This is a genomic window from Streptomyces sp. NPDC002886, assembly GCF_042888445.1.
Lineage (GTDB): Bacteria > Actinomycetota > Actinomycetes > Streptomycetales > Streptomycetaceae > Streptomyces.
In genome coordinates, this window is record NZ_JBIAPV010000003.1 from 1,102,873 (window position 1) to 1,123,267 (window position 20,395).

Genomic DNA, 20,395 nt, shown 5'->3' on the forward strand with positions numbered 1-20,395 from the left:
GGATGAACCGGCTCCTGGAGCGGCGCGGCTCAGCGCGAGGCGAACGGAGCGTCCGTGGGGACGATCTCGCGGCCCAGCGGGAGCAGGGAGAGCGGAACCATCTTGAAGTTTGCGATGCCGAACGGAATGCCGATGATCGTGAGGCACAGCGCGATGCCGGTGACGATGTGGCCGAGGGCGAGCCACCAGCCGGCCAGGACCAGCCACAGCACGTTTCCGACGCAGGACGCGGCGCCCGCGTCACGCCGCTCGACGGCGGTGTACCCGAAGGGCCACAGGGCGTACACCGCGATGCGGAACGAGGCTATGCCGAAGGGGATTCCGATGATGGTGATGCAGAGGATGACACCCGCCAGGCAGTAGCCCAGGAAGAGCCAGACTCCGCTGAGGACGAGCCAAATGACGTTCAGGATGGTCTTCACTGGCTGCGTCCTGCCATCTGTTCGAGCCGGGCGATTCGCTCGGCCATCGGGGGGTGCGTCGAGAACATCTTGGACAATCCTTCGCCGGGACGGAAGGGATTGGCGATCATCATGTGGCTCGCGGTCTCCAGCCGCGGCTCGGCCGGCAGCGGGAGCTGCTTGGTGCCCGCGTCCAGCTTGCGCAGGGCGCTGGCGAGGGCGAGCGGGTCACCGGTGAGCTGGGCTCCGGAGGCGTCCGCCTCGTACTCGCGCGAGCGGCTGATGGCGAGCTGGATCACGGAGGCCGCCAGCGGCCCCAGGATCATGATCAGCAGCATGCCGAAGAGTCCCGGCCCCTCGTCGTCGTTGGAGCGGCCGATGGGGATCAGCCAGGCGAAGTTGACCAGGAACATGATCACGGAGGCGAGTGCGCCCGCGACGGACGAGATGAGGATGTCGCGGTTGTAGACGTGGCTGAGCTCGTGGCCGATGACCCCGCGCAGCTCGCGCTCGTCGAGTATGCGCAGGATGCCCTCGGTGCAGCAGACCGCGGCGTTGCGCGGGTTGCGGCCGGTGGCGAAGGCGTTGGGGGCCTCGGTCGGGGAGATGTAGAGGCGGGGCATGGGCTGGCGCGCGGACGTGGAGAGCTCGCGCACCATGCGGTAGAGCTCGGGTGCCTCGAACTCGCTGACGGGGCGGGCCCGCATCGCGCGCAGGGCGAGCTTGTCGCTGTTCCAGTACGCGTACGCGTTGGTGCCGAGGGCCACGAGGACGGCGACGATCAGGCCCCCGCGGCCGAAGAAGCTTCCGATGAGGATGATGAGGGCCGACAGACCGCCGAGGAGTACGGCGGTCTTCAGCCCGTTGTGCCGGCGGTGCACGGTGCGCCCTCCAAGTGGTGCGGCAGGGGGACCCGTCCAGGATCTGGGGATCGGAGGGCCTCCGGTCCAGTGGACCCTTCCTTCCTGGTCAACGCGAGGTGAGGGCGGCAGGTTCCCCGGGCGCGCCCGTGCGCCCCGCCCCGGTGGGCCGGGGGGCGGGGCTGTGGCGGGCGCGGTGGGGATTAGGCCGTACGGGTTACGGGCGCGGGGCCGGGCACGGCTCCGACCGGGCCCGGCGGGGCTCGGGCGCGGCTCCGGCGGGGCTCCGGCAGCCCTCCGTCGGCGGGGTCTACAGGGGGAAGAGGCTGCCCGTCGCGAAGCGCAGGACGAGCTGCGGGGCACCCGAGAGGACCAGGGCGGTGGCGGCGGTGAGCACGATGGCGGCCGTGACCGGCCAGGGGGTGGCCGTACGGGGCTGCGCGCCCCCTTGTGCGCCCTCCTGAGCGCCCTCCTGCGCCGTGTCCGCGTCGGGGCCCCGGAAGAGCAGGGCGGTCCAGCGCAGGTAGTAGTACAGCGCGACGACGACGTTGACGGCCATGACCACGGCGAGCCAGCCCAGGCCCGCGTCGACCGCCGAGCGGAAGACGGTGACCTTCGCGAAGAGCCCGATGATGCCCGGCGGCAGACCGGCCAGGCAGAGCAGGAAGAAGGCCAGCGCGAGGGCGGCGAGCGGGTTCTCGGCGTAGAGCCCCCGGTAGTCGGAGAGCCGGTGCAGGGGCTTCGTACGGGCCACCAGGGCGGCCACGGCGAAGGCGCCGAGGTTCACGGCCGCGTACATGAGGGCGTAGGCGACCGTGGAGCCGATCTGGTCGCGGCCCGCGTAGGCGGCGGCCGCGATCGGGACCAGCAGGTAGCCGGCCTGGCCCACGGAGGACCAGGCGAGCAGCCGTACGGCGCCGCCCGGCCGGTCCGCGGACTGGCGCAGGGCCGCCGCGTTGCCGAGGGTCATGGTGAGCGCGGCGAGGACGGCGAGGGCCGGGCCCCAGACGTCGGAGTACGCGGGGAAGGCGATCACGGTGACGAGGATGAGGCCGGTGAATCCGACGGCCTTGCCGATGACCGACAGGTACCCGGCGACGGGCAGCGGGGCGCCGACGTAGGTGTCCGGGACCCAGAAGTGGAAGGGGACGGCGGCCGTCTTGAAGGCGAAGCCGACCAGGGTGAGCGCGACGCCGGCCATGGCGAGGGTGTCGAGCTGTCCGGGGACGCTCCCGAGCCGGTCGGCGACCTGGGTCAGGTGCAGGGAGCCGGTGGCGGCGTAGACGAAGCTGACGCCCATCAGGGACACGGCGGTGGCGGTCACGGAGGACAGGAAGAACTTGAGCGCGGCCTCGGAGGAGAGCCGGTCGCCGCGGCGCATGCCGACGAGGGCGAAGGCGGGCAGCGAGGCGACTTCGAGGGCGACGATCAGGGTGGCGAGGTCGCGGGAGGCCGGGAGCAGGGCCGCGCCGGCGGCGGAGGAGAGCAGCAGGAACCAGTACTCGCCGGCCGGCATGCGCGCTTCGCGGACGGCGGTGACCGACAGCAGCGCGGTGACCAGGGCGCCGCCCAGGACGAGGAACTGCACGACGAGCGCGAAGTGGTCGGCGGCGTAGCTGCACGCGGCGGGGTCGGCCGTACCGGGGCCGGTGAGGCAGAAGGTGGTGCGGTCGCCGTCGCGCAGCGGCAGCAGGGTGGCGGTCGCGGCGGCCAGTCCGGCCACGGAGATCCAGCCGAGCAGGGGTTTGCGGCGCTCCGGTACGAAGAGGTCGAGGACCAGTACGAGGAGGCCCACGGCGGCGGTGATGACGACCGGCGCGATGGCGAGCCAGTCGACGGACTGGACCAGGTTCGGGGCGTCGGCGTCGGCCGCGGCGATGACGAGCGGCTGGACGAAGGGCTGAAGGACCGTCATGAGTTCCCTCCCGCGAGGAGCTTCTGGACGGCCGGGTCGGTGAGGCCGAGGAGGACCGCGGGCCACAGGCCTGCGAGGAGGGTGAGGGCGACGAGCGGGCTCCAGGCGGCGTACTCGTAGCGCTGGATGTCCGCGAGGACCACCGGGGCGGCGGAGTTCTCACGCGCGGCCTTCGGGTCGCCCATGCACACCCGCCGTACGACGATCAGAAGATAGGCGGCGGTGAGCAGGGTGCCGAACGCGCCGAACGCCATGTACGTGAGGAACGCGGGCCGCGGCAGGCCCTCGGCGGGGTCGAACGCGCCGAAGAGCGCCAGCATCTCGCCCCAGAATCCGGCCAGGCCGGGGAGGCCGAGCGAGGCGATGGCGGCGAAGGCGAGGAGGGCTCCGAAGCGGGGGGCGCGGCCGTAGAGGGCCGCTCCGGTGGCTCCGGCGAGGGTGTCGAGATCGGCCGTGTTGTAACGGTCTTTGAGCGAACCGACAAGAAAGAAGAGAAGGCCGGTGATCAGACCGTGCGCGACGTTGGCGAACAGTGCGCCGTTCACGCCGGTGGGGGTCATGGACGCGATGCCGAGGAGGACGAAGCCCATGTGGCCGACGGAGGAGTACGCGATGAGGCGCTTGAGGTCGCCCTTGTTGCCCTTGCGGGCGAGGGCGAGACAGGCCAGGGACCCGTAGACGATGCCGACGGCGGCGAAGGCGCCCAGGTACGGGGCGAAGGTCGCCATGCCGTCGGGGGTGGCGGGCAGCAGGATCCGGACGAACCCGTAGGTGCCCATCTTCAGCAGGACGCCCGCGAGGAGGACGGACCCGACGGTGGGGGCGGCCGTGTGGGCGTCCGGCAGCCAGCTGTGCAGCGGCCACATCGGGGTCTTCACGGCGAGGCCGATCCCGATGGCGAGAACGGCCAGGATCTGGGTGGTGTGGGACAGTTCGCGGCCGTTGTCGGAGGCGAGTGCCACCATGTCGAAGGTGCCGCTGTTCAGCCCGATCAGCAGCAGGCCGAGCAGCATCACCACGGAGCCGAGGAGGGTGTAGAGGATGAACTTCCAGGCGGCCGCCTGCCGCTGAGCACCGCCCCAGCGGGCGATGAGGAAGTACATCGGGATGAGGACCATCTCGAAGGCGAGGAAGAACAGCAGCAGGTCGAGGACGGCGAAGGTGGCGAGGGTGCCGGACTCCAGGACCAGGAGCAGGGCGACGAAGGCCTTCGCGGAGGGGCCCGCGGGGAGCTTGAAGTAGCTGTAGAGCGCGCAGAGGAAGAACAGCAGCGCGGTCATCAGGAGGAGGGGGAGCGAGATGCCGTCGATGCCGAGGTGGATCCGGACGTTCAGGGCCTGGATCCAGCTGATGTCCGTCGTCGCCTGGAAGCGGGACGGGGCGTCGTGGTCGAAGCCCACGGCGAGGACGATCGCCGCGGCGAGGATGGCACCGGTCACGGTCACGCCGTGGCGCAGTACGGCCTGTTCGGGGCTCTTGCCCTTCAGTCCGGGCGGGGCCGGCAGGAGGGCGGCGACGGCGCCGACGAGCGGGCCGGCCACGACGAACGCCAGAAGGAACTGCATCACGGACGGGCTGATATCAATCACGGCTGACTCACGGCTCACGATCCGGCGTTGACGTTGGCGAGGACGGCGGTGGCGATCGCCAGGACCACGGCGCCGGCGAGCAGGGCACTCAGGTAGCTCTGCACGTTGCCGGTCTGGGCGCGGCGTACGAGGCCGCCGAGCAGCCGGGGGCCGAGGCCGGCGCCACGGACGTACGAGTCCACGACCTCGCGGTCGAGGAAGCGTACGAGGGCTGCGGCGGCTCGGACGGGGCGGACGAACAGGCGGTCGTAGACGGCGTCGAGGTGGAAGCCGACGGCGGCGTGCCGGTGCAGCGGGCCGAGCAGGGCGCGGCCGGGGTCGGCGGCCGGGGCCGTGGAGACGACCGGGTGGTCGTGGGTGACCTCGGCGACTTCGGGGCTCTCCGCGGCGGACTCGGCGGCGGCGACGGACGCGGGCACCGCGGCGGTGGCGGGCACCTTGGCGGAGCCCGCTCCGGACGGAGCCGGGGCGGCCTGGACCTGGGTGGCGGCCTGGGCCCGGGCTCGCTGCCACAGGGCGTAGGTGAGCACCGCGCCGACGGCGGCGGCGCCCGTGCCGAGGACCGAGGTCGTCAGCGACGGGGTGAGCTCGCGGCCGTCGAAGAAGTCGGAGAGGGGCCCGGCCAGCAGGCCGAAGCCCACGGACGGGACGGCCAGCAGCCACAGCACGCCGGTCATGGCGACGGGCTCCTTGCCGTGGTCGGGGGCCGCGGCTCCCCGGCCGCGGAAGGCCATCAGCCACAGCCGGGTGGCGTAGGCGGCGGTGAGCAGGGCGGTCAGCACTCCGGCGACGAGGACCACCCAGCCGGCCGCGCTCGGGGCGAGCTCCGAGTGGCCGCCGGCGGTGTGCTCGGCGGCGACGAGGACGGCTTCCTTGGAGAAGAAGCCGGCGAAGGGCGGGAAGGCGGCGAGCGCGAGGAGCGCGATCGTCATCGTCCAGAAGGCGTCGGGGATGCGCTTGGCCAGGCCGTCCATGCGGGACATGGCGGCCAGGGAGTTCGTCCCCGCGGCGTGGATGATCACGCCGGCGCCGAGGAACAGGAGCGCCTTGAAGGCGCCGTGCGACAGGAGGTGGAAGACAGCGGCCGCGCGGTCGCCGACGGCCAGGGCCCCGGTCATGTAGCCGAGCTGGCCGATCGTGGAGTAGGCGAGCACCCGCTTGATGTCGTCCTGGGCCAGGGCGGCGAGGGCGGAGCCGACCATCGTGACGGCCGCCATGACGGCCAGGACCACCAGCGCGGCCCGGGAGGCCGCGAAGACGGGGAGGAGGCGCGCGACGAAGTAGACACCGGCGGCGACCATCGTCGCGGCGTGGATCAGTGCGGAGACCGGGGTGGGGCCCGCCATGGCGTCCGGAAGCCAGGTGTGCAGCGGGAACTGCGCGGACTTGCCCGCGACTCCGGCCAGCAGGAGGAGCGCGATGAGCGTCGGGTGGTCGAGTCCGCCCGCGGCGACGGTGCCCAGGATCTTGGTGATCCGGAAGGACCCGGCGTCGGTGGCGAGCGCGAACAGGCCGATGAGGAAGGGGACGTCGCCCAGCTTGGTGACGAGGAAGGCCTTCAGGGAGGCGGATCGGGCCGCCTCGGTCTCCCAGTAGTGGCCGACCAGGAAGTACGAGCAGATGCCCATGATCTCCCAGCCGACCAGCAGCACCATCAGGTCGCCGGAGTAGACGACGAGCAGCATGGCGGAGGTGAACAGTGAGACCAGAGCGGCGTAGGACGGGTAGCGCGGGTCCTCGCGCAGGTACGCCGTCGAGTAGATCTGCACGCAGGTGGCGACGAGGCCGACGAGGACGGCCACCATGACGGCGAAGCCGTCCAGGTGGAGCGAGAGCTCGATGGGTACCGAGCCGGTCGGGGTCAGCTCGGTCGCCGTGTCGATGGCCTTGCCGCCGCCCTGGCGGAAGGCGACCAGGACCGCGAGGACGCCGGCGGCCAGCGTCGGCAGGACGGCGAGCGGCTTGACGAAGCCGGGGGCGGTGCGGCCGAGCAGCAGTCCCGCCAGCGCGCCCAGGAAGGGCAGGAGGGGGACCAGTACGGCGAGGGTCGGGGTGCTCACGCGGCGGCTCCGGTCGCAGGGTTCGCGCTGTCCGCGCTGTCGGAGGCAAGGCCGCCCTGCTCGTGGCCCTCGACGGTGTCACGCAGTCGGTCGACGTCCGCGGTGCCCCGGTTGCGGTAGACCATCAGCACGATCGCGAGGCCGATGCCGATCTCGGCGGCGGCGATGGCGATGGTGAAGAGGGTCAGGGCCTGGCCCGCGTGCAGGCTGTCGCGCAGCCAGACGTCGAAGGCCACCAGGTTGAGGTTGACGGCGTTGAGCATCAGCTCGACGGACATCAGGACCAGGATGGCGTTGCGGCGGGCGAGCACTCCGTACAGGCCCGTGCAGAAGAGGAGCGCCGCCAGCACGGCGGGGTAGGCGAGGTGCATCAGCGCTGCCCCTTCTTGTCGGTGGCGGGCGCGGCGGGGGGCGCGGTGTCGGCGCTCTCGGCGGGTTCCTTGCGGGACAGCACGATGGCGCCGATCAGGGCCGCGAGAAGGAGGACGGAGAGCGCCTCGAACGGCAGCACCCAGTGCCGGAAGAGGATCTCTCCGGAAACCTTGGTGGAGCCCTGGGCGGGGCCGTCGAGGTCGATCCAGGTGGCGCGGAAGGCGTCGACGACCACCCAGACGAGTGCGGCGGCAGCAACGAGGGCGACGCCGAGCGCGACCGGGCGGTTGCCGGAGTCGGCGTCCGGCGAGCGGCCGATGGGGGCCTTGGTGAGCATCAGCCCGAAGAGGAGGAGGACGACCACGGAACCGAGGTAGATCAGTACCTGGACCCAGGCGATGAACTCGGCGGTCAGCAGCAGGTACTCGACGGCGATCCCGCCGAGGGCGACGACCAGCCACAGGGCGGCGTGCACGAGCTGCTTGGTGGTGACCGTGACGGCGGCCGCGCCGAGGGTGGCGAGGCCGACGAGGACGAAGGCGATCTCGACGCCGGTCGGGGAGAGGAAGCCGTTGCCTTGGGCGGCTGCGGTGATCACGCGTCTCCTTCCGGGGCCGGGGGCGTGGTGTCGGGGTTCGCCTCGGCGGCGGCTGCGGCGGCGGCTGCCGCGGCAGCGGTCTCCGCCTTCTCCACGGCCTTGCGGGCGGCCGCGATCTCCTTGGGCTCCTCGGCGGCCGGGTCCAGGGCGGGCGGGGCCGGGACGGTCCACATCCACTCGCGCAGCTTGTCGCGCTCGTGGGTCAGTTCGTGGATGTCGGTCTCGGCGTACTCGAACTCCGGCGACCAGAACAGTGCGTCGAAGGGGCACACCTCGATGCAGATGCCGCAGTACATGCAGAGGGAGAAGTCGATGGCGAAGCGATCGAGGACGTTGCGGCTGCGCTCACGCCCACCGGGGGCGGCGGCCGGGAGCGTCTCCTTGTGGGAGTCGATGTAGATGCACCAGTCGGGGCACTCGCGCGCGCACAGCATGCAGACCGTGCAGTTCTCCTCGAACAGGCCGATGACCCCGCGCGAGCGCGGCGGGAGTTCGGGCTGTACCTCGGGGTACTGGGCGGTGTGCGAGCGCTTCGTCATCGTGCGCAGCGTGACGGCCAGGCCCTTGGCGAGGCCTGAGCCGGGGATGGGAGGCATTTACTGGATCGCCACCTTCACGATGCCGGTGAGCGCGATCTGGGCGAGCGCGAGGGGGATGAGTACGGTCCAGGCGAGCTTCTGCAGCTGGTCCTCGCGGAGCCGGGGGTAGCTGACCCGGAGCCAGATCACCACGAAGGAGAGCGCGGCGATCTTGAGCAGGGTCCAGGCCCAGCCGAAGCCGTCGCCGCCGAAGGGGCCGTGCCAGCCGCCGAGGAAGAGGACGGTGGTCAGGGCGCACAGGACGACGATGCCGGCGTACTCGGCGAGGAGGAACAGCGCGAAGCGCAGGCCGGTGTACTCGGTGTACGCACCGAAGATGATCTCGGAGTCGGCGACGGGCATGTCGAAGGGGGGCCGCTGGAGTTCGGCGAGGCCTGCGGTGAAGAAGACGAGCCCGCCGACGATCTGCCAGGGCAGCCACCACCACTCGAAGGCGCCGACGATGCTGGGGAGCGACACCGTTCCGGCGGCCATGGCGACCGAGGCCGCCGCGAGCAGCATGGGGAGCTCGTAGGCGAGCAGCTGGGCGGCGGTGCGGAGGCCTCCGAGGAGGGAGAACTTGTTCGCGGAGGCCCAGCCGGCCATGAGCGAGCCGAGCACGCCGATGCCCATGACGGCGAGCGCGAAGAAGAGCCCGGCGTCGATGACCTGGCCGACGGCGCCCTCGCCGGGGCCGATCGGGATGGCGAGGAGGACGAGGAGGTACGGGAGGAGCGCGACGGCGGGGGCGATCTGGAAGACGCGGCGGTCGGCGTTGGCCGGGACGATGTCTTCCTTCTGCGCGAACTTGACCCCGTCGGCGACGAGCTGGGCCCAGCCGTGGAAGCCGCCGGCGTACATGGGGCCGAGGCGGCCCTGCATGTGGGCCATCACCTTGTGCTCGGCCTGCCCGACGACGAGCGGGAGCACGAGGAAGACGGCGAAGACGACGATCAGCCGCAGGGCGACGTCGAGGACGTCGTTCACGCGGCGCCTCCGGTGGGGTCGTTGGGGGTGGGGTCCGTCTCGGCCGGATCCGCGGGGTCCGCGGGGTCCGCGGGGTCCGCGGGGTCCGCGGGGTCCGCGGGGTCCGCGGGGTCCGCGGGGTCCGCGGGGTCCGCCTTGGGGGCGGACTCGGGATCGGGCTCCTGCTCGGACTCGGCGGAGCCCGCCGGGGCTTCGGCCGGAGCGGCCGGAGCTACGGGGGCGGCTGAGGCTGCCCGGTCCGCCGGGGTGGCCGGAGCCGCCGGAGAGGCCGGGTTGGCCGGAGCCGCCGGGGTGGCGGGGGTGGCGGGAGCCGCCGGGGTGGCCGGAGCCGTCGGGGTGGCCGGAGCCGTCGGGGTGGCCGGGGTGGCCGGAGCCGCCGGGGTGGCCCGGGTGGCCGGAGCCGCCGGGGTGGCCGGAGCCTCCGGGGTAGCAGGCTCCGCCGGGGTAGCGGGAGCCGCCGGGGTGGCCGGGGTGTCGAAGGCGGGCTTCGGGTTGTGCCAGGGGGCGTCCGCGCTGCCGCGTACCGGGCGCACGGGGGCCTGGGGGTCCGCGGCGGGCGCGCCCTCGGCTTCGGCCGGAGCCGTGGCGGCCTGGCTCGCGGAGCCTTCCGTCACCGAGCGGGAGCGGCGTACCGGACGGGCCGGGGCCGGGGTCGTCCCAGGTGTCGTCGGCGTGGCTTCGGCTTCGGCCGGGGCGGCTGCCGCCCGGGCCTCGTGGGCGGGAGCCGCCGGGGCGTCCGCCGCAGGCGGGGTCGCTCCGGAGTCCGGGGCTTGCGACTGGCTCGCGGAGCCGTCCGCCACCGAGCGGGAGCGGCGTACCGGGCGGGCCGGGGGTGCCTCGGACGGGGACGGGGACGCTTCGGGTTCGGCCGGGGTGGGCGCCGAAGGCCGGGTCGCTTCCGTCGTCGGGGCTTCCGCCTGGCTTGCCGAGCCGTCCGCCACCGAGCGGGAGCGGCGTACCGGGCGGGCCGGGGGTGCTTCCGCCGAGGCGTCCGCCGAAGGCGGGGTGGCTTCGCGGGGGGTGCGCGCCGGGCGGTCGCCGGGGGCGCCGGCCGCGGCGCGCGGGGTGCGGGCCGGGCGGTCGCCGGCCGCGGCGCCGGCTGCCGCGCCTCGGGGGGTGCGGGCGGGGCGGGCGGGGGCCGGGGGGAGCTGGCCCTTCATCGGGCCCCAGTCGTTGGGGTCGGGTACGCCCGGCGGGAGCATCTGGCGACGCTTCGGGGCGTCCGGGTCGTGCGCCTCGCCCGGCTCCTTCGCGCCCGGCCACGCCTTGGCGACCCGCGCCGCGAGGACGAAGTCCTTGCGCAGCGGGTGGCCCTCGAAGTTCTCGGGGAGGAGCAGCGGGACCAGGTTCGGGTGGTCCGTGAAGACGACCCCGAACATCTCGAAGGTCTCGCGCTCGTGCCATTCGGCGCCCGCGTACACGGCGACGGCCGAGGGCAGGGAGGGCGCCGAGTGCGGGACGGTGGTCCGCAGCAGGAGGCGGCGTACGCGGTGGTTCTCCAGGGAGACGACGTGCGCGCAGACGCGGAAGCCCGTGCCCGGCTCGTCGACCGCGCTCAGCCAGTCGAAGTAGGTGCAGCCCAGCTTGTCGCGGGCGATCTCCAGCGCGGGGATCCAGCTCGCGGTGGGGACGTCGACCGTGAGGACGGAGTAGGCGAGGGTCGCGACCGCTTCCTCGCCGAAGACCGTTCCCGCCGCGTCGGGGAGGGAGTCGTAGAGGTTCACGCGTTCGTCCCGGGAGCAGGAGGAGGAGACACCAGTCCGCTCGTGAGCTGCGCCGGGGACGGCGCGGGCGTGTTCGCGTAGCGCTCCGCCAGCGATTCGCGGGCGATCTTCTCCTGGAGCTTGAGGATGCCCTGGAGGAGGGCCTCGGGGCGGGGCGGGCAGCCGGGGACGTAGACGTCGACCGGGATGATCTGGTCGACGCCCTTGGTCACCGAGTACGAGTCCCAGTACGGGCCGCCGCAGTTGGAGCAGGCGCCGAAGGAGATGACGTACTTGGGCTCCGGCATCTGCTCGTACAGCCGCTTGACCGCCGGGGCCATCTTGTCCGTCACCGTGCCGGAGACGATCATGAGGTCCGCCTGGCGCGGGCCGGGGGCGAAGGGGATGACGCCGAGCCGGATGAAGTCGTGCCGGGCCATGGAGGCCGCGATGAACTCGATCGCGCAGCAGGCGAGGCCGAAGTTGAAGACCCACAGGCTGTAGCGGCGGCCCCAGTTGAGGACCACCTTCATGGGCTCGGGCGCGAGGCGGGACAGGACGCCCAGCCGCTTCGGCTCCGGGAGCAGCTGCGGCTCCGACGGCACGGCCGGGGTACCGGCCGGGGTCACAGCCATTCGAGGACGCCCTTCTTGTACGCGTAGAGCAGGCCGACGGCCAGGAAGCCGAGGAAGATGAACATCTCCACCAGCGTCGTGGCGCCGTAGCCGGCGGCGGCGAACACCGTCGCCCAGGGGAAGAGGAAGATCGAGTCGACGGCGAAGATGACGTAGAGGAAGGCGTAGACGTAGTAGCGGACCTGGGTGTGCGCCCAGCCCTCGCCCACCGGGTCCACGCCGCACTCGTAGGTCAGCAGCTTCTCGCGGGTCGGGACGGACGGGCTCAGCAGGCGGTTGGCGCCGAACGCCACCGCCACGAAGAGCACACCGAGCGCGGCCAGGAGGCCGACGACCGAATACGTCCGGAAGTAGTCCGCGGCGAGCACGGATACGGTCGATACCGTTGGTTCGGGCACGTCCGTTCCTCGTTCCTCGGCCACTGTCGACGATCAGGTTGATCTGGTACGGACGGGAGTCTAGGGCCTGGGCTCCACGGGGTGGGGTTATCCCCCGTTTACCTCGGCCCGGCTACCCCATGGCACGGGGGGCGCGGGCTTGGCAGGGTAGGCGCATGACCGCGACCAAGCACACCCCCGACGACGGCGCTCCTCCGCCCGTACGCGCACCCTTCGATGCCGTGACGTGGAAGGAAATCGCCTACCTGTTGAGCAATTTTCCGGCCGCGCTCATCGGGTTCGTCTACACGGTGTTCATGGTGGCGACCGCCGGCGGTCTGTCGGTGACCGCGATCGGTCTGCCGCTGTTCGCATGCGGTCTGTTCGTGTCTCGCCAGTTGGGACGGCTGGAACGGGCGCGGGCCCGCGACCTCTTGGGCGTACGGGTCGACGAGCCGACGCCGATGCCGGGGCCGCGGCGGTCCGGCGGGTTCTTCCCCTGGCTGTGGGCGACCCTCAAGGACCCGGTGGCGTGGCGGACCGTGCTGTTCGAGCTGATCCGGCTGCCGTGGGCGATGGTCACCTTCACCGTGGCGCTGACCGGGCTGTTCGTGCTGTGGCCGGTGCTGCCGTGGGTGGTGCGGGGGCTCGCGAACGTGGACCGCGCGATGGTACGGGGCCTGCTGTCGCCCTCCGACGAACTGGAGCGGCGCATCGCCGAACTGGAGTCCGACCGGGGTGTCGTGGTCGACACGGCGGCGGCGGACCTGCGGCGCATCGAGCGCGACCTGCACGACGGGGCGCAGGCGCGGCTGGTGGCGCTGGCGATGGGGCTGGGCCTGGCGAAGGAGAAGCTGCTGGAGGACCCCGAGGGGGCGGCGGCGATGGTGGACGAGGCGCACGGAGAGGTGAAGATCGCCCTGCAGGAGCTGCGGGACCTGGCGCGCGGGATCCACCCGGCGGTGCTGACCGACCGGGGGCTGGACGCGGCGCTGTCCTCGGTGGCGTCACGGTGCCTGGTCCCGGTGAAGGTGTCGGTGGATCTGCCGGGTCGCCCGGCGGAGGCGATCGAGGGGATCGCGTACTTCGTGGTCTCGGAGCTGCTGCAGAACGTGAGCAAGCACGCGGGGCCGGGGGCGCGGTGCGCGGAGGTCGAGGTCTGGCGGGCGGGTGGCTCCGCGGACGGGCGGCTCCTGATCCGGGTGTCGGACGACGGGCGGGGCGGGGCGGATGCGGCTGCCGGGTCCGGGCTGGCGGGGCTGGGCGAGCGGCTCGACGCGGTCGACGGCGTGCTGGTGGTCGAGTCTCCCGAGGGCGCGGGGACCGTGGTCACGGCCGAGCTGCCGTGGCGGGAGCGGGCCTCGCGATAGCGCTCCGCGGGGGCCGGCCCTTGGCCGGCCGGGGGCCGGGGTCCTGAGGGCGGCTGCGCCGGCCCCGCCGGGGGTGGCGTGCGGCACCGTTGCCGGGGACCGGCCCCCGGACCCCGGCGCCTCACAGGCCGACGGGGTTGGATTTTTTGGGCGGCTTCAGCGCGCACGTGCGGGCTCGTGAAGGTGGATTCGGCACGTGCGAGCGCGCGGGTGCAGCGGCGGGCGGGGCTGGAATTGGCCGGCGCCCGCGCCCGGTCCCTCCGGGGGCCGGGTGTGTCGGGCAGGGGCTGGATCGTCCTCAGGGCGATCCAGCCCCTGCCTGCGTTTGAGGCCCGGGGCTGGGCGGAGCCCAGGGAACGGGCGAACCGGGGTCACCCCGGAGGGAGTCTGGGGGGGAGGGTAGGGACCCAGCCTCCACCCAGACTCCGTCAGGGGGGAGGTTAGGGGACCTAGCCTCCCCCCAGCGGCTCCGAATAGCCGCGGCCGCAAACGCGAGATCCGCCCCCAAGTGGCCAGGCCGGGCCGGGCCGGGAACGGGGCCAGGACCGGGGCCAGGACCGGGGCCGGGGCCGGGGCCAGGACCGGGGCCAGGACCGGGGCCAGGGCCGGGGCCAGGGCCGGGGCCAGGAACGAGACCGGGGCCGGGACCAGGGACAGGAACGAGACCGGGGCCGGAGCCAGGACCAGGGACCGGGACCGGGAACGGGAACGGGGTCAGAGCCAGAGACCGGGGCGAAGGCCGGGCCAGGGGACGGGAACCGGCTCGCCGTGCTGGACCAGTGTCAGCACCGGGGCCGGGCCAGGCCCAGGCCGGCCCACCCCTGGCCCCGGCCCCACGCCTGGCCCTGGCCCTGACCCTGACCCTGACCCTGACCCTGGCCTTGGCCTTGGCCTTGGCCTTGGCCTTGGCCCTGACCTTGGCCCTGACCTTGGCCCTGACCCCTGGCCTCGGCCTTGGCCCTGACCTTGACCTTCGCCCTGGCCCCTGGCCTTGGCCTTGGCCTTGGCCTTGGCCTTGGCCTTGGCCTTGGCCTTGGCCTTGGCCTTGGGCCTGGGGCCGGGGCAAAGGCCTGGGCCTGGGCCTGGGCCTGGGCCAGGGCGAAGGTCAAGGTCAGGGCCAAGGCCGGGGCCAGGGCCAGGGCCTTGGGCCGGGGCAAAGGCCAAGGCCAAGGCCAGGGCAGGGCAGGGCAGGGCAGGCCAAGGGTGGGGTTAACCCCCCGGGGAGAGGCCTACCTGCCGGATGGTTTGGGGGGGGCGGGGCGCGGGAGGGTTGGGGGACACAGTGGAGGAAGGGCGGGTCGGCGACATGGGTAGCAGTGAAGCGGGCGGTAGTTCGTTCGGCAGGGTGGTGCGGGCTCCCTTCGAGGGGCGGGCCTGGCGGGAGTTCGGGTACCTGATGCTCGGGCTGCCGCTCAGCACGCTGTACTTCTCGCTCGCCATCACCGGCGTCAGCCTCGGCGCCGGACTGCTCGTCACCTTCCTCGGAGTCCCGGTGCTGGCGGGGGTGCTGGCCATGTGCCGCGGGTTCGGGCGCGTGGAGCGGGCCCGGGTGCGCGGACTGCTCGGCCACGACATCGCCGAGCCGGCTCCGATCCGGCCGGCGAAGGGCGGGGCGATCGCCCGCATGGCGGCGCTGCTCAAGAGCGGGAGCGCCTGGCGGCACGTGCTGTACTCGCTGATCCACTTCCCGTGGGCGGTGTTCGCCTTCTGCGTGGCCCTGACGTTCTGGACCTACGGGTGGGCCATGCTGCTCTACCCGCTCTGGTTCTGGGTCTTCCCGGCGTTCACCGATCAGCCGGGGCTGCAGCTCTTCCAGAACGGCGACACCTACAGCTTCTACCTGGACTCCCCCCTCGCGATCGTGGCGACCTGCGCGACCGGGCTCGCCCTCACGCTCGCCACCCCCTGGGTGGTCCGCGCCCTGACCACCGTCGACCGGGTGCTCGTCTCCGGGCTGCTCGGGCCGTCGCGGCTCGACAACCGCGTCAGCGAACTGGAGTCGGACCGGGGCGTCATGGTCGACACCGCCGCGGCGGACCTGCGGCGCATCGAGCGCGATCTGCACGACGGGGCGCAGGCCCGGCTGGCGGCGCTGGCCATGGATCTGGGGCTCGCGAAGGAGAAGCTGGCGCAGGATCCGCGGGCCGCCGCGCGGATGGTGGACGAGGCGCACGGGGAAGTGAAGATCGCCCTGCAGGAGCTGCGGGACCTGGCCCGCGGCATCCATCCGGCGGTCCTGACCGACCGGGGGCTGGACGCGGCGCTGTCCTCGGTGGCCTCCCGCTGCGCGGTGCCCGTACGGGTGGCAGTGGATCTGCCCTCGCGGCCGGCGGCGGCGATCGAGGGGATCGCGTACTTCACGGTGTCGGAGCTGCTGCAGAACGTGAGCAAGCACGCGAGGGCCCGTACGGCCGGGGTCGACGTGTGGAAGTCCGGCGAGCGGCTGCTGATCCAGGTCGCCGACGACGGCGTGGGCGGAGCAATAGCAGGAGCAGGAGTAGGGGTGGGGGTGGGCGGCGGGTCCGGATCCCTCGCCGGATCCGGGCTGGCCGGGCTGGCCGGGCTGGCCGAGCGGCTCGACGCCGTGGACGGGGTGCTGGTCGTGGACTCCCCCGCCGGTGGCGGCACGACCGTCACCGCGGAGCTCCCCTGGCGGACCGCCGTCTGACCCCGTACCCCTGCCGATCGACCGACGACCGCACGGATGCCCCGTACGTGGGTGTCCGTGCCGTCGCATGCCCCCCCCCCCCGGCCCTCCGGCCCCGGCTCCCCGACCGGCCCCGACCCCGTGCCCTTCGTCCCGTCGCGCCCGGGGGCCAAAGGCCTGACTTTCCGGGCCGGGGGCGGCGAGGAGCCTCACGGGGCCGGAAACAGCCGGTTCGGGGCTGCGCGTTGATCGCGCTCCGGCTACATCCGGGCTCAAGACTGGGATGCTTGGCTGCGTCAGGGAACACGTGGTGTGAGCTAACGCGGGAGCAACGAAGTCGTGGAAGACAGGGTGCGGGTGGTCATCGCCGAGGATTCAGTGCTGCTGCGTGAGGGCCTGACCCGGTTGCTGACCGACCGGGGGCATGACGTCGTCGCAGGCGTAGGGGACGCGGAAGCCCTGATCAAGACGGTGGCGGAGCTGGCGGCGGAGAACGCGCTGCCGGACGTGGTGGTGGCCGATGTGCGGATGCCGCCGACGCACACCGACGAGGGCATCCGGGCGGCCGTGCGGCTGCGGCGCGATCACCCCGGGATAGGTGTGCTCGTGCTGTCCCAGTACGTGGAGGAGCAGTACGCCACCGAGCTGCTGGCCGGCTCCAGTACCGGGGTGGGGTACCTGCTGAAGGACCGGGTGGCCGATGTGCGCGAGTTCCTCGACGCCGTCGTCCGTGTGGCCCGGGGCGGCACCGCCCTGGACCCGGAGGTCGTGGCGCAGCTGCTCGGCCGCAGCCGCAAGCAGGACGTGCTGGCGGGGCTGACCCCGCGCGAGCGCGAGGTGCTCGGGCTGATGGCCGAGGGGCGGACCAATTCCGCGGTGGCCAAGCGGCTGGTGGTGAGCGACGGGGCGGTGGAGAAGCACGTCAGCAACATCTTCATGAAGCTGGGCCTGTCACCCAGTGACGGGGATCACCGGCGCGTGCTGGCCGTTCTCACCTACCTAAGATCTTGATCAACTGACACTCTGTCAGGTAAGGCCGGATTCGGACAGACCGCCGAAGGGGCGGTCCAGAAAATGAGCAGCCCGGGAAAGCGATCCCTACGGTCGTAGGGTGGACCTTGGGCAGTGCTCACGCCTCGAAGGAGGTCCAGTTCAGTGACCAGCCAGGTCAGTAGCCCAGCCGAACAGTCCGACGGGGCCGAAGGCACAGTCGTCGGCGAGCAGCGGACGTCCCCGGGCCCGAACGGCGAACCCGCGGGCCATTCCGGCCACGCGGGCCCCGAGGGCCACACGGGCCCCGCGGGCCCGGGCGACACCGCGTCGAAGGAAGTGCGCCGACTCGATCGGGTGATCATCCGCTTCGCGGGTGACTCCGGTGACGGCATGCAGCTCACCGGTGACCGCTTCACCTCGGAAACCGCCTCCTTCGGCAACGACCTCTCGACGCTGCCGAACTTCCCGGCCGAGATCAGGGCGCCCGCCGGCACCCTTCCCGGTGTGTCGTCCTTCCAGCTGCACTTCGCCGACCACGACATCCTGACGCCGGGCGACGCCCCGAACGTCCTGGTGGCGATGAACCCGGCGGCGCTGAAGGCGAACATCGCGGACGTGCCGCGCGGCGCGGAGATCATCGTCAACACCGACGAGTTCACCAAGCGCCCGATGGCCAAGGTCGGCTACGAGACCTCCCCGCTGGAAGACGGCTCCCTGGACGCCTACAACGTCCACCCGGTGCCGCTGACCACCCTCACGGTCGAGGCGCTGAAGGAGTTCGGGCTCTCCCGCAAGGAGGCCGAGCGCAGCAAGAACATGTTCGCGCTCGGGCTGCTGTCCTGGATGTACCACCGGCCCACCGAGGGCACCGAGAAGTTCCTGCGGCAGAAGTTCGCGAAGAAGCCGCAGATCGCGGAGGCGAACGTCGCCGCCTTCCGGGCGGGCTGGAACTTCGGCGAGACCACCGAGGACTTCGCCGTCTCCTACGAGGTGGCCCCGGCCACCCGCGCCTTCCCGACCGGCACCTACCGCAACATCTCCGGGAACCTGGCCCTGTCCTACGGCCTGATCGCGGCCGGCCAGCAGGCCGATCTGCCGATCTACCTGGGCTCGTACCCGATCACCCCGGCCTCGGACATCCTGCACGAGCTGTCGAAGCACAAGAACTTCGGCGTACGCACCTTCCAGGCCGAGGACGAGATCGCCGGCATCGGCGCGGCGCTGGGCGCGGCCTTCGGGGGCGCGCTCGGCGTGACCACCACCTCCGGTCCGGGCGTGGCGCTGAAGTCCGAGACGATCGGCCTCGCGGTCTCCCTGGAGCTGCCGCTGCTGATCGTGGACATCCAGCGCGGCGGCCCCTCGACCGGCCTGCCGACCAAGACGGAGCAGGCCGACCTGCTCCAGGCCATGTACGGGCGCAACGGCGAGGCCCCGGTGCCGATCGTGGCCCCGCGCACCCCGGCGGACTGCTTCGACGCCGCGCTGGACGCGGCCCGGATCGCGCTGACCTACCGGACCCCGGTGTTCCTGCTCTCCGACGGGTACCTCGCCAACGGCTCCGAGCCCTGGCGGATCCCGGACGTGGCGGACCTGCCGGACCTCAAGGTCCAGTTCGCCGCCGGACCCAACCACGAGCTCGCCGACGGCACCGAGGTCTTCTGGCCGTACAAGCGCGATCCGCAGACCCTGGCCCGCCCGTGGGCGGTCCCGGGCACGCCGGGGCTGGAGCACCGGATCGGCGGCATCGAGAAGCAGAACGGCACGGGCAACATCTCGTACGACCCGGCGAACCACGAGTTCATGGTCCGCACCCGCCAGGCCAAGATCGACGGCATCCTCGTCCCCGACCTGGAGGTCGACGACCCGGACGGCGCGCGGACCCTGGTGATCGGCTGGGGTTCGACGTACGGGCCGATCACGGCCGCCGTACGCCGGCTGCGGCTCGCCGGGCTGCCCATCGCGCAGGCCCACCTGCGCCACCTCAACCCGTTCCCGAGGAATCTGGGCGAGGTCCTGAAGCGTTACGACAAGGTAGTGGTGCCGGAGATGAACCTCGGGCAGCTCGCGACCCTCCTGAGGGCGAAGTACCTGGTCGACGCACAGTCGTACAACCAGGTGAACGGCATGCCGTTCAAGGCCGAGCAGCTCGCCAACCATCTCAAGGAGGCCATCAATGACTGAGGTGACCGACAGCCCCTCCCTGCTCTCGCTGGTGCCCAAGGCGGCCGCCAAGCAGTCGATGAAGGACTTCAAGTCGGACCAGGAAGTCCGCTGGTGCCCCGGCTGCGGCGACTACGCGGTGCTCTCCGCCGTCCAGGGCTTCATGCCGGAGCTGGGACTGGCGAAGGAGAACATCGTCTTCGTCTCGGGCATCGGCTGCTCCTCGCGCTTCCCGTACTACATGGACACGTACGGGATGCACTCGATCCACGGCCGCGCCCCGGCCATCGCCACCGGGCTCGCGACCTCGCGCCGCGATCTGTCGGTCTGGGTGGTCACCGGTGACGGCGACGCGCTCTCCATCGGCGGAAACCACCTGATCCACGCCCTGCGGCGCAACGTCAACCTCAAGATCCTGCTGTTCAACAACCGGATCTACGGGCTGACCAAGGGGCAGTACTCCCCCACCTCCGAGGTCGGCAAGATCACCAAGTCGACCCCGATGGGCTCGCTGGACGCCCCCTTCAACCCGGTCTCGCTCGCGATCGGCGCGGAGGCCTCCTTCGTGGCCCGTACGGTCGACTCCGACCGCAAGCACCTCACCGAGGTGCTGCGCGCGGCGGCAGCCCACGAGGGCACGGCGCTGGTGGAGATCTACCAGAACTGCAACATCTTCAACGACGGCGCCTTCGAGGTCCTCAAGGACCACGAGCAGGCCCAGGAGGCCGTGATCCGCCTGGAGCACGGGCAGCCGATCCGCTTCGGCGTGGACAACGCCAAGGGCGTCGTGCGCAACGTGGCCACCGGTGACCTGGAGGTCGTGACGGTGACCCCGGAGAACGAGTCCCGGATCCTGGTCCACGACGCCTCCTCGGCCTCCCCGACCAACGCGTTCGCGCTGTCCCGGCTGGCCGACCCCGACACGCTGCACCAGACGCCCATCGGGGTCTTCCGCAACGTGCGCCGGCCCGTCTACGACACGCTCATGGCCGACCAGCTGGAGACGGCCGTGGACCGCAGCGGCAAGGGCGACCTGGGCGCGCTGCTGAGCGGGAACGACACCTGGACCGTCGTCGGCTAGTCGGCCGTACGGCGCCCGGCGAAGCGCACCGAAGCCCGGATCCGCGAGGCGGGTCCGGGCTTCGTCGCG

Annotated in this window: 17 protein-coding genes; 5 read left to right on the forward strand and 12 right to left on the reverse strand. The window is 72.3% G+C overall.

Translation table 11 applies throughout. The features are described 5' to 3' along the window. Positions 1–29: 29 nt before the first annotated feature. From ACFYYB_RS17370 to ACFYYB_RS17425, 12 genes are all read right to left on the reverse strand, one after another. The gene (locus tag ACFYYB_RS17370; RefSeq protein WP_327305117.1) at positions 30–422 is read right to left on the reverse strand and encodes a YccF domain-containing protein; all 393 of its coding nucleotides are present in this window, start codon (positions 420–422) and stop codon (positions 30–32) included. Next, on the reverse strand, positions 419–1,282 hold the full coding sequence (htpX, locus tag ACFYYB_RS17375; protein ID WP_250740894.1) for a zinc metalloprotease HtpX: 864 nt from the start codon (positions 1,280–1,282) through the stop codon (positions 419–421). Before htpX ends, ACFYYB_RS17370 begins: the two co-directional genes overlap by 4 nt. Before the next feature lie 289 nt (positions 1,283–1,571). Then, the gene (locus tag ACFYYB_RS17380; RefSeq protein WP_389435995.1) at positions 1,572–3,176 is read right to left on the reverse strand and encodes an NADH-quinone oxidoreductase subunit N; all 1,605 of its coding nucleotides are present in this window, start codon (positions 3,174–3,176) and stop codon (positions 1,572–1,574) included. Then, the gene (locus ACFYYB_RS17385; RefSeq protein ID WP_389436234.1) at positions 3,173–4,741 is read right to left on the reverse strand and encodes a NuoM family protein; all 1,569 of its coding nucleotides are present in this window, start codon (positions 4,739–4,741) and stop codon (positions 3,173–3,175) included. Before ACFYYB_RS17385 ends, ACFYYB_RS17380 begins: the two co-directional genes overlap by 4 nt. A gap of 38 nt (positions 4,742–4,779) precedes the next feature. Continuing rightward, positions 4,780–6,825, reverse strand: a complete 2,046-nt coding sequence (locus ACFYYB_RS17390; RefSeq protein WP_389435996.1) for an NADH-quinone oxidoreductase subunit L — start codon at positions 6,823–6,825, stop codon at positions 4,780–4,782. Then, on the reverse strand, positions 6,822–7,196 hold the full coding sequence (gene nuoK, locus ACFYYB_RS17395) for an NADH-quinone oxidoreductase subunit NuoK (RefSeq protein WP_389435997.1): 375 nt from the start codon (positions 7,194–7,196) through the stop codon (positions 6,822–6,824). The genes ACFYYB_RS17390 and nuoK overlap by 4 nt, the downstream gene beginning before the upstream one ends. Continuing rightward, complete coding sequence (locus ACFYYB_RS17400) at positions 7,196–7,795, reverse strand: NADH-quinone oxidoreductase subunit J (protein ID WP_389435998.1); 600 nt, start codon at positions 7,793–7,795, stop codon at positions 7,196–7,198. The genes nuoK and ACFYYB_RS17400 overlap by 1 nt, the downstream gene beginning before the upstream one ends. Then, positions 7,792–8,391 (reverse strand): NuoI/complex I 23 kDa subunit family protein, encoded by a 600-nt coding sequence (locus tag ACFYYB_RS17405; protein WP_389435999.1) that lies wholly within the window; start codon positions 8,389–8,391, stop codon positions 7,792–7,794. The genes ACFYYB_RS17400 and ACFYYB_RS17405 overlap by 4 nt, the downstream gene beginning before the upstream one ends. Then, positions 8,392–9,360, reverse strand: coding sequence for an NADH-quinone oxidoreductase subunit H (locus ACFYYB_RS17410; RefSeq protein WP_389436000.1), 969 nt, complete (start codon positions 9,358–9,360; stop codon positions 8,392–8,394). Next, the gene (locus ACFYYB_RS17415) at positions 9,357–11,084 is read right to left on the reverse strand and encodes an NADH-quinone oxidoreductase subunit C (protein ID WP_389436001.1); all 1,728 of its coding nucleotides are present in this window, start codon (positions 11,082–11,084) and stop codon (positions 9,357–9,359) included. The genes ACFYYB_RS17410 and ACFYYB_RS17415 overlap by 4 nt, the downstream gene beginning before the upstream one ends. After that, a complete protein-coding gene (locus ACFYYB_RS17420) occupies positions 11,081–11,698 on the reverse strand; it encodes an NADH-quinone oxidoreductase subunit B (RefSeq protein ID WP_389436002.1) in 618 nt (205 codons plus the stop codon). The genes ACFYYB_RS17415 and ACFYYB_RS17420 overlap by 4 nt, the downstream gene beginning before the upstream one ends. Further along, entirely contained in the window at positions 11,689–12,096 is a 408-nt protein-coding gene (locus ACFYYB_RS17425; protein WP_250740903.1) for an NADH-quinone oxidoreductase subunit A, read from the reverse strand. Before ACFYYB_RS17425 ends, ACFYYB_RS17420 begins: the two co-directional genes overlap by 10 nt. Positions 12,097–12,251: 155 nt before the next feature. Between ACFYYB_RS17425 and ACFYYB_RS17430 the strand changes: the two genes are divergently transcribed. The 5 genes from ACFYYB_RS17430 (at position 12,252) to ACFYYB_RS17450 (ending at position 20,326) form a co-directional block, all read left to right on the forward strand. Then, positions 12,252–13,445: a sensor histidine kinase gene (locus tag ACFYYB_RS17430; protein ID WP_389436003.1), complete on the forward strand. Its 1,194-nt coding sequence runs from the start codon at positions 12,252–12,254 to the stop codon at positions 13,443–13,445. A 1,306-nt stretch (positions 13,446–14,751) separates the two neighbouring features. Further along, positions 14,752–16,113, forward strand: coding sequence for a sensor histidine kinase (locus ACFYYB_RS17435; RefSeq protein ID WP_389436004.1), 1,362 nt, complete (start codon positions 14,752–14,754; stop codon positions 16,111–16,113). 330 nt (positions 16,114–16,443) lie between these two features. Then, entirely contained in the window at positions 16,444–17,103 is a 660-nt protein-coding gene (locus ACFYYB_RS17440) for a response regulator (RefSeq protein ID WP_389436235.1), read from the forward strand. Positions 17,104–17,247: 144 nt separating this feature from the next. Continuing rightward, positions 17,248–19,266, forward strand: coding sequence for a 2-oxoacid:acceptor oxidoreductase subunit alpha (locus ACFYYB_RS17445; protein WP_389436005.1), 2,019 nt, complete (start codon positions 17,248–17,250; stop codon positions 19,264–19,266). Further along, positions 19,259–20,326: a 2-oxoacid:ferredoxin oxidoreductase subunit beta gene (locus tag ACFYYB_RS17450; RefSeq protein WP_389436006.1), complete on the forward strand. Its 1,068-nt coding sequence runs from the start codon at positions 19,259–19,261 to the stop codon at positions 20,324–20,326. Before ACFYYB_RS17445 ends, ACFYYB_RS17450 begins: the two co-directional genes overlap by 8 nt. Positions 20,327–20,395 lie beyond the last annotated feature (69 nt).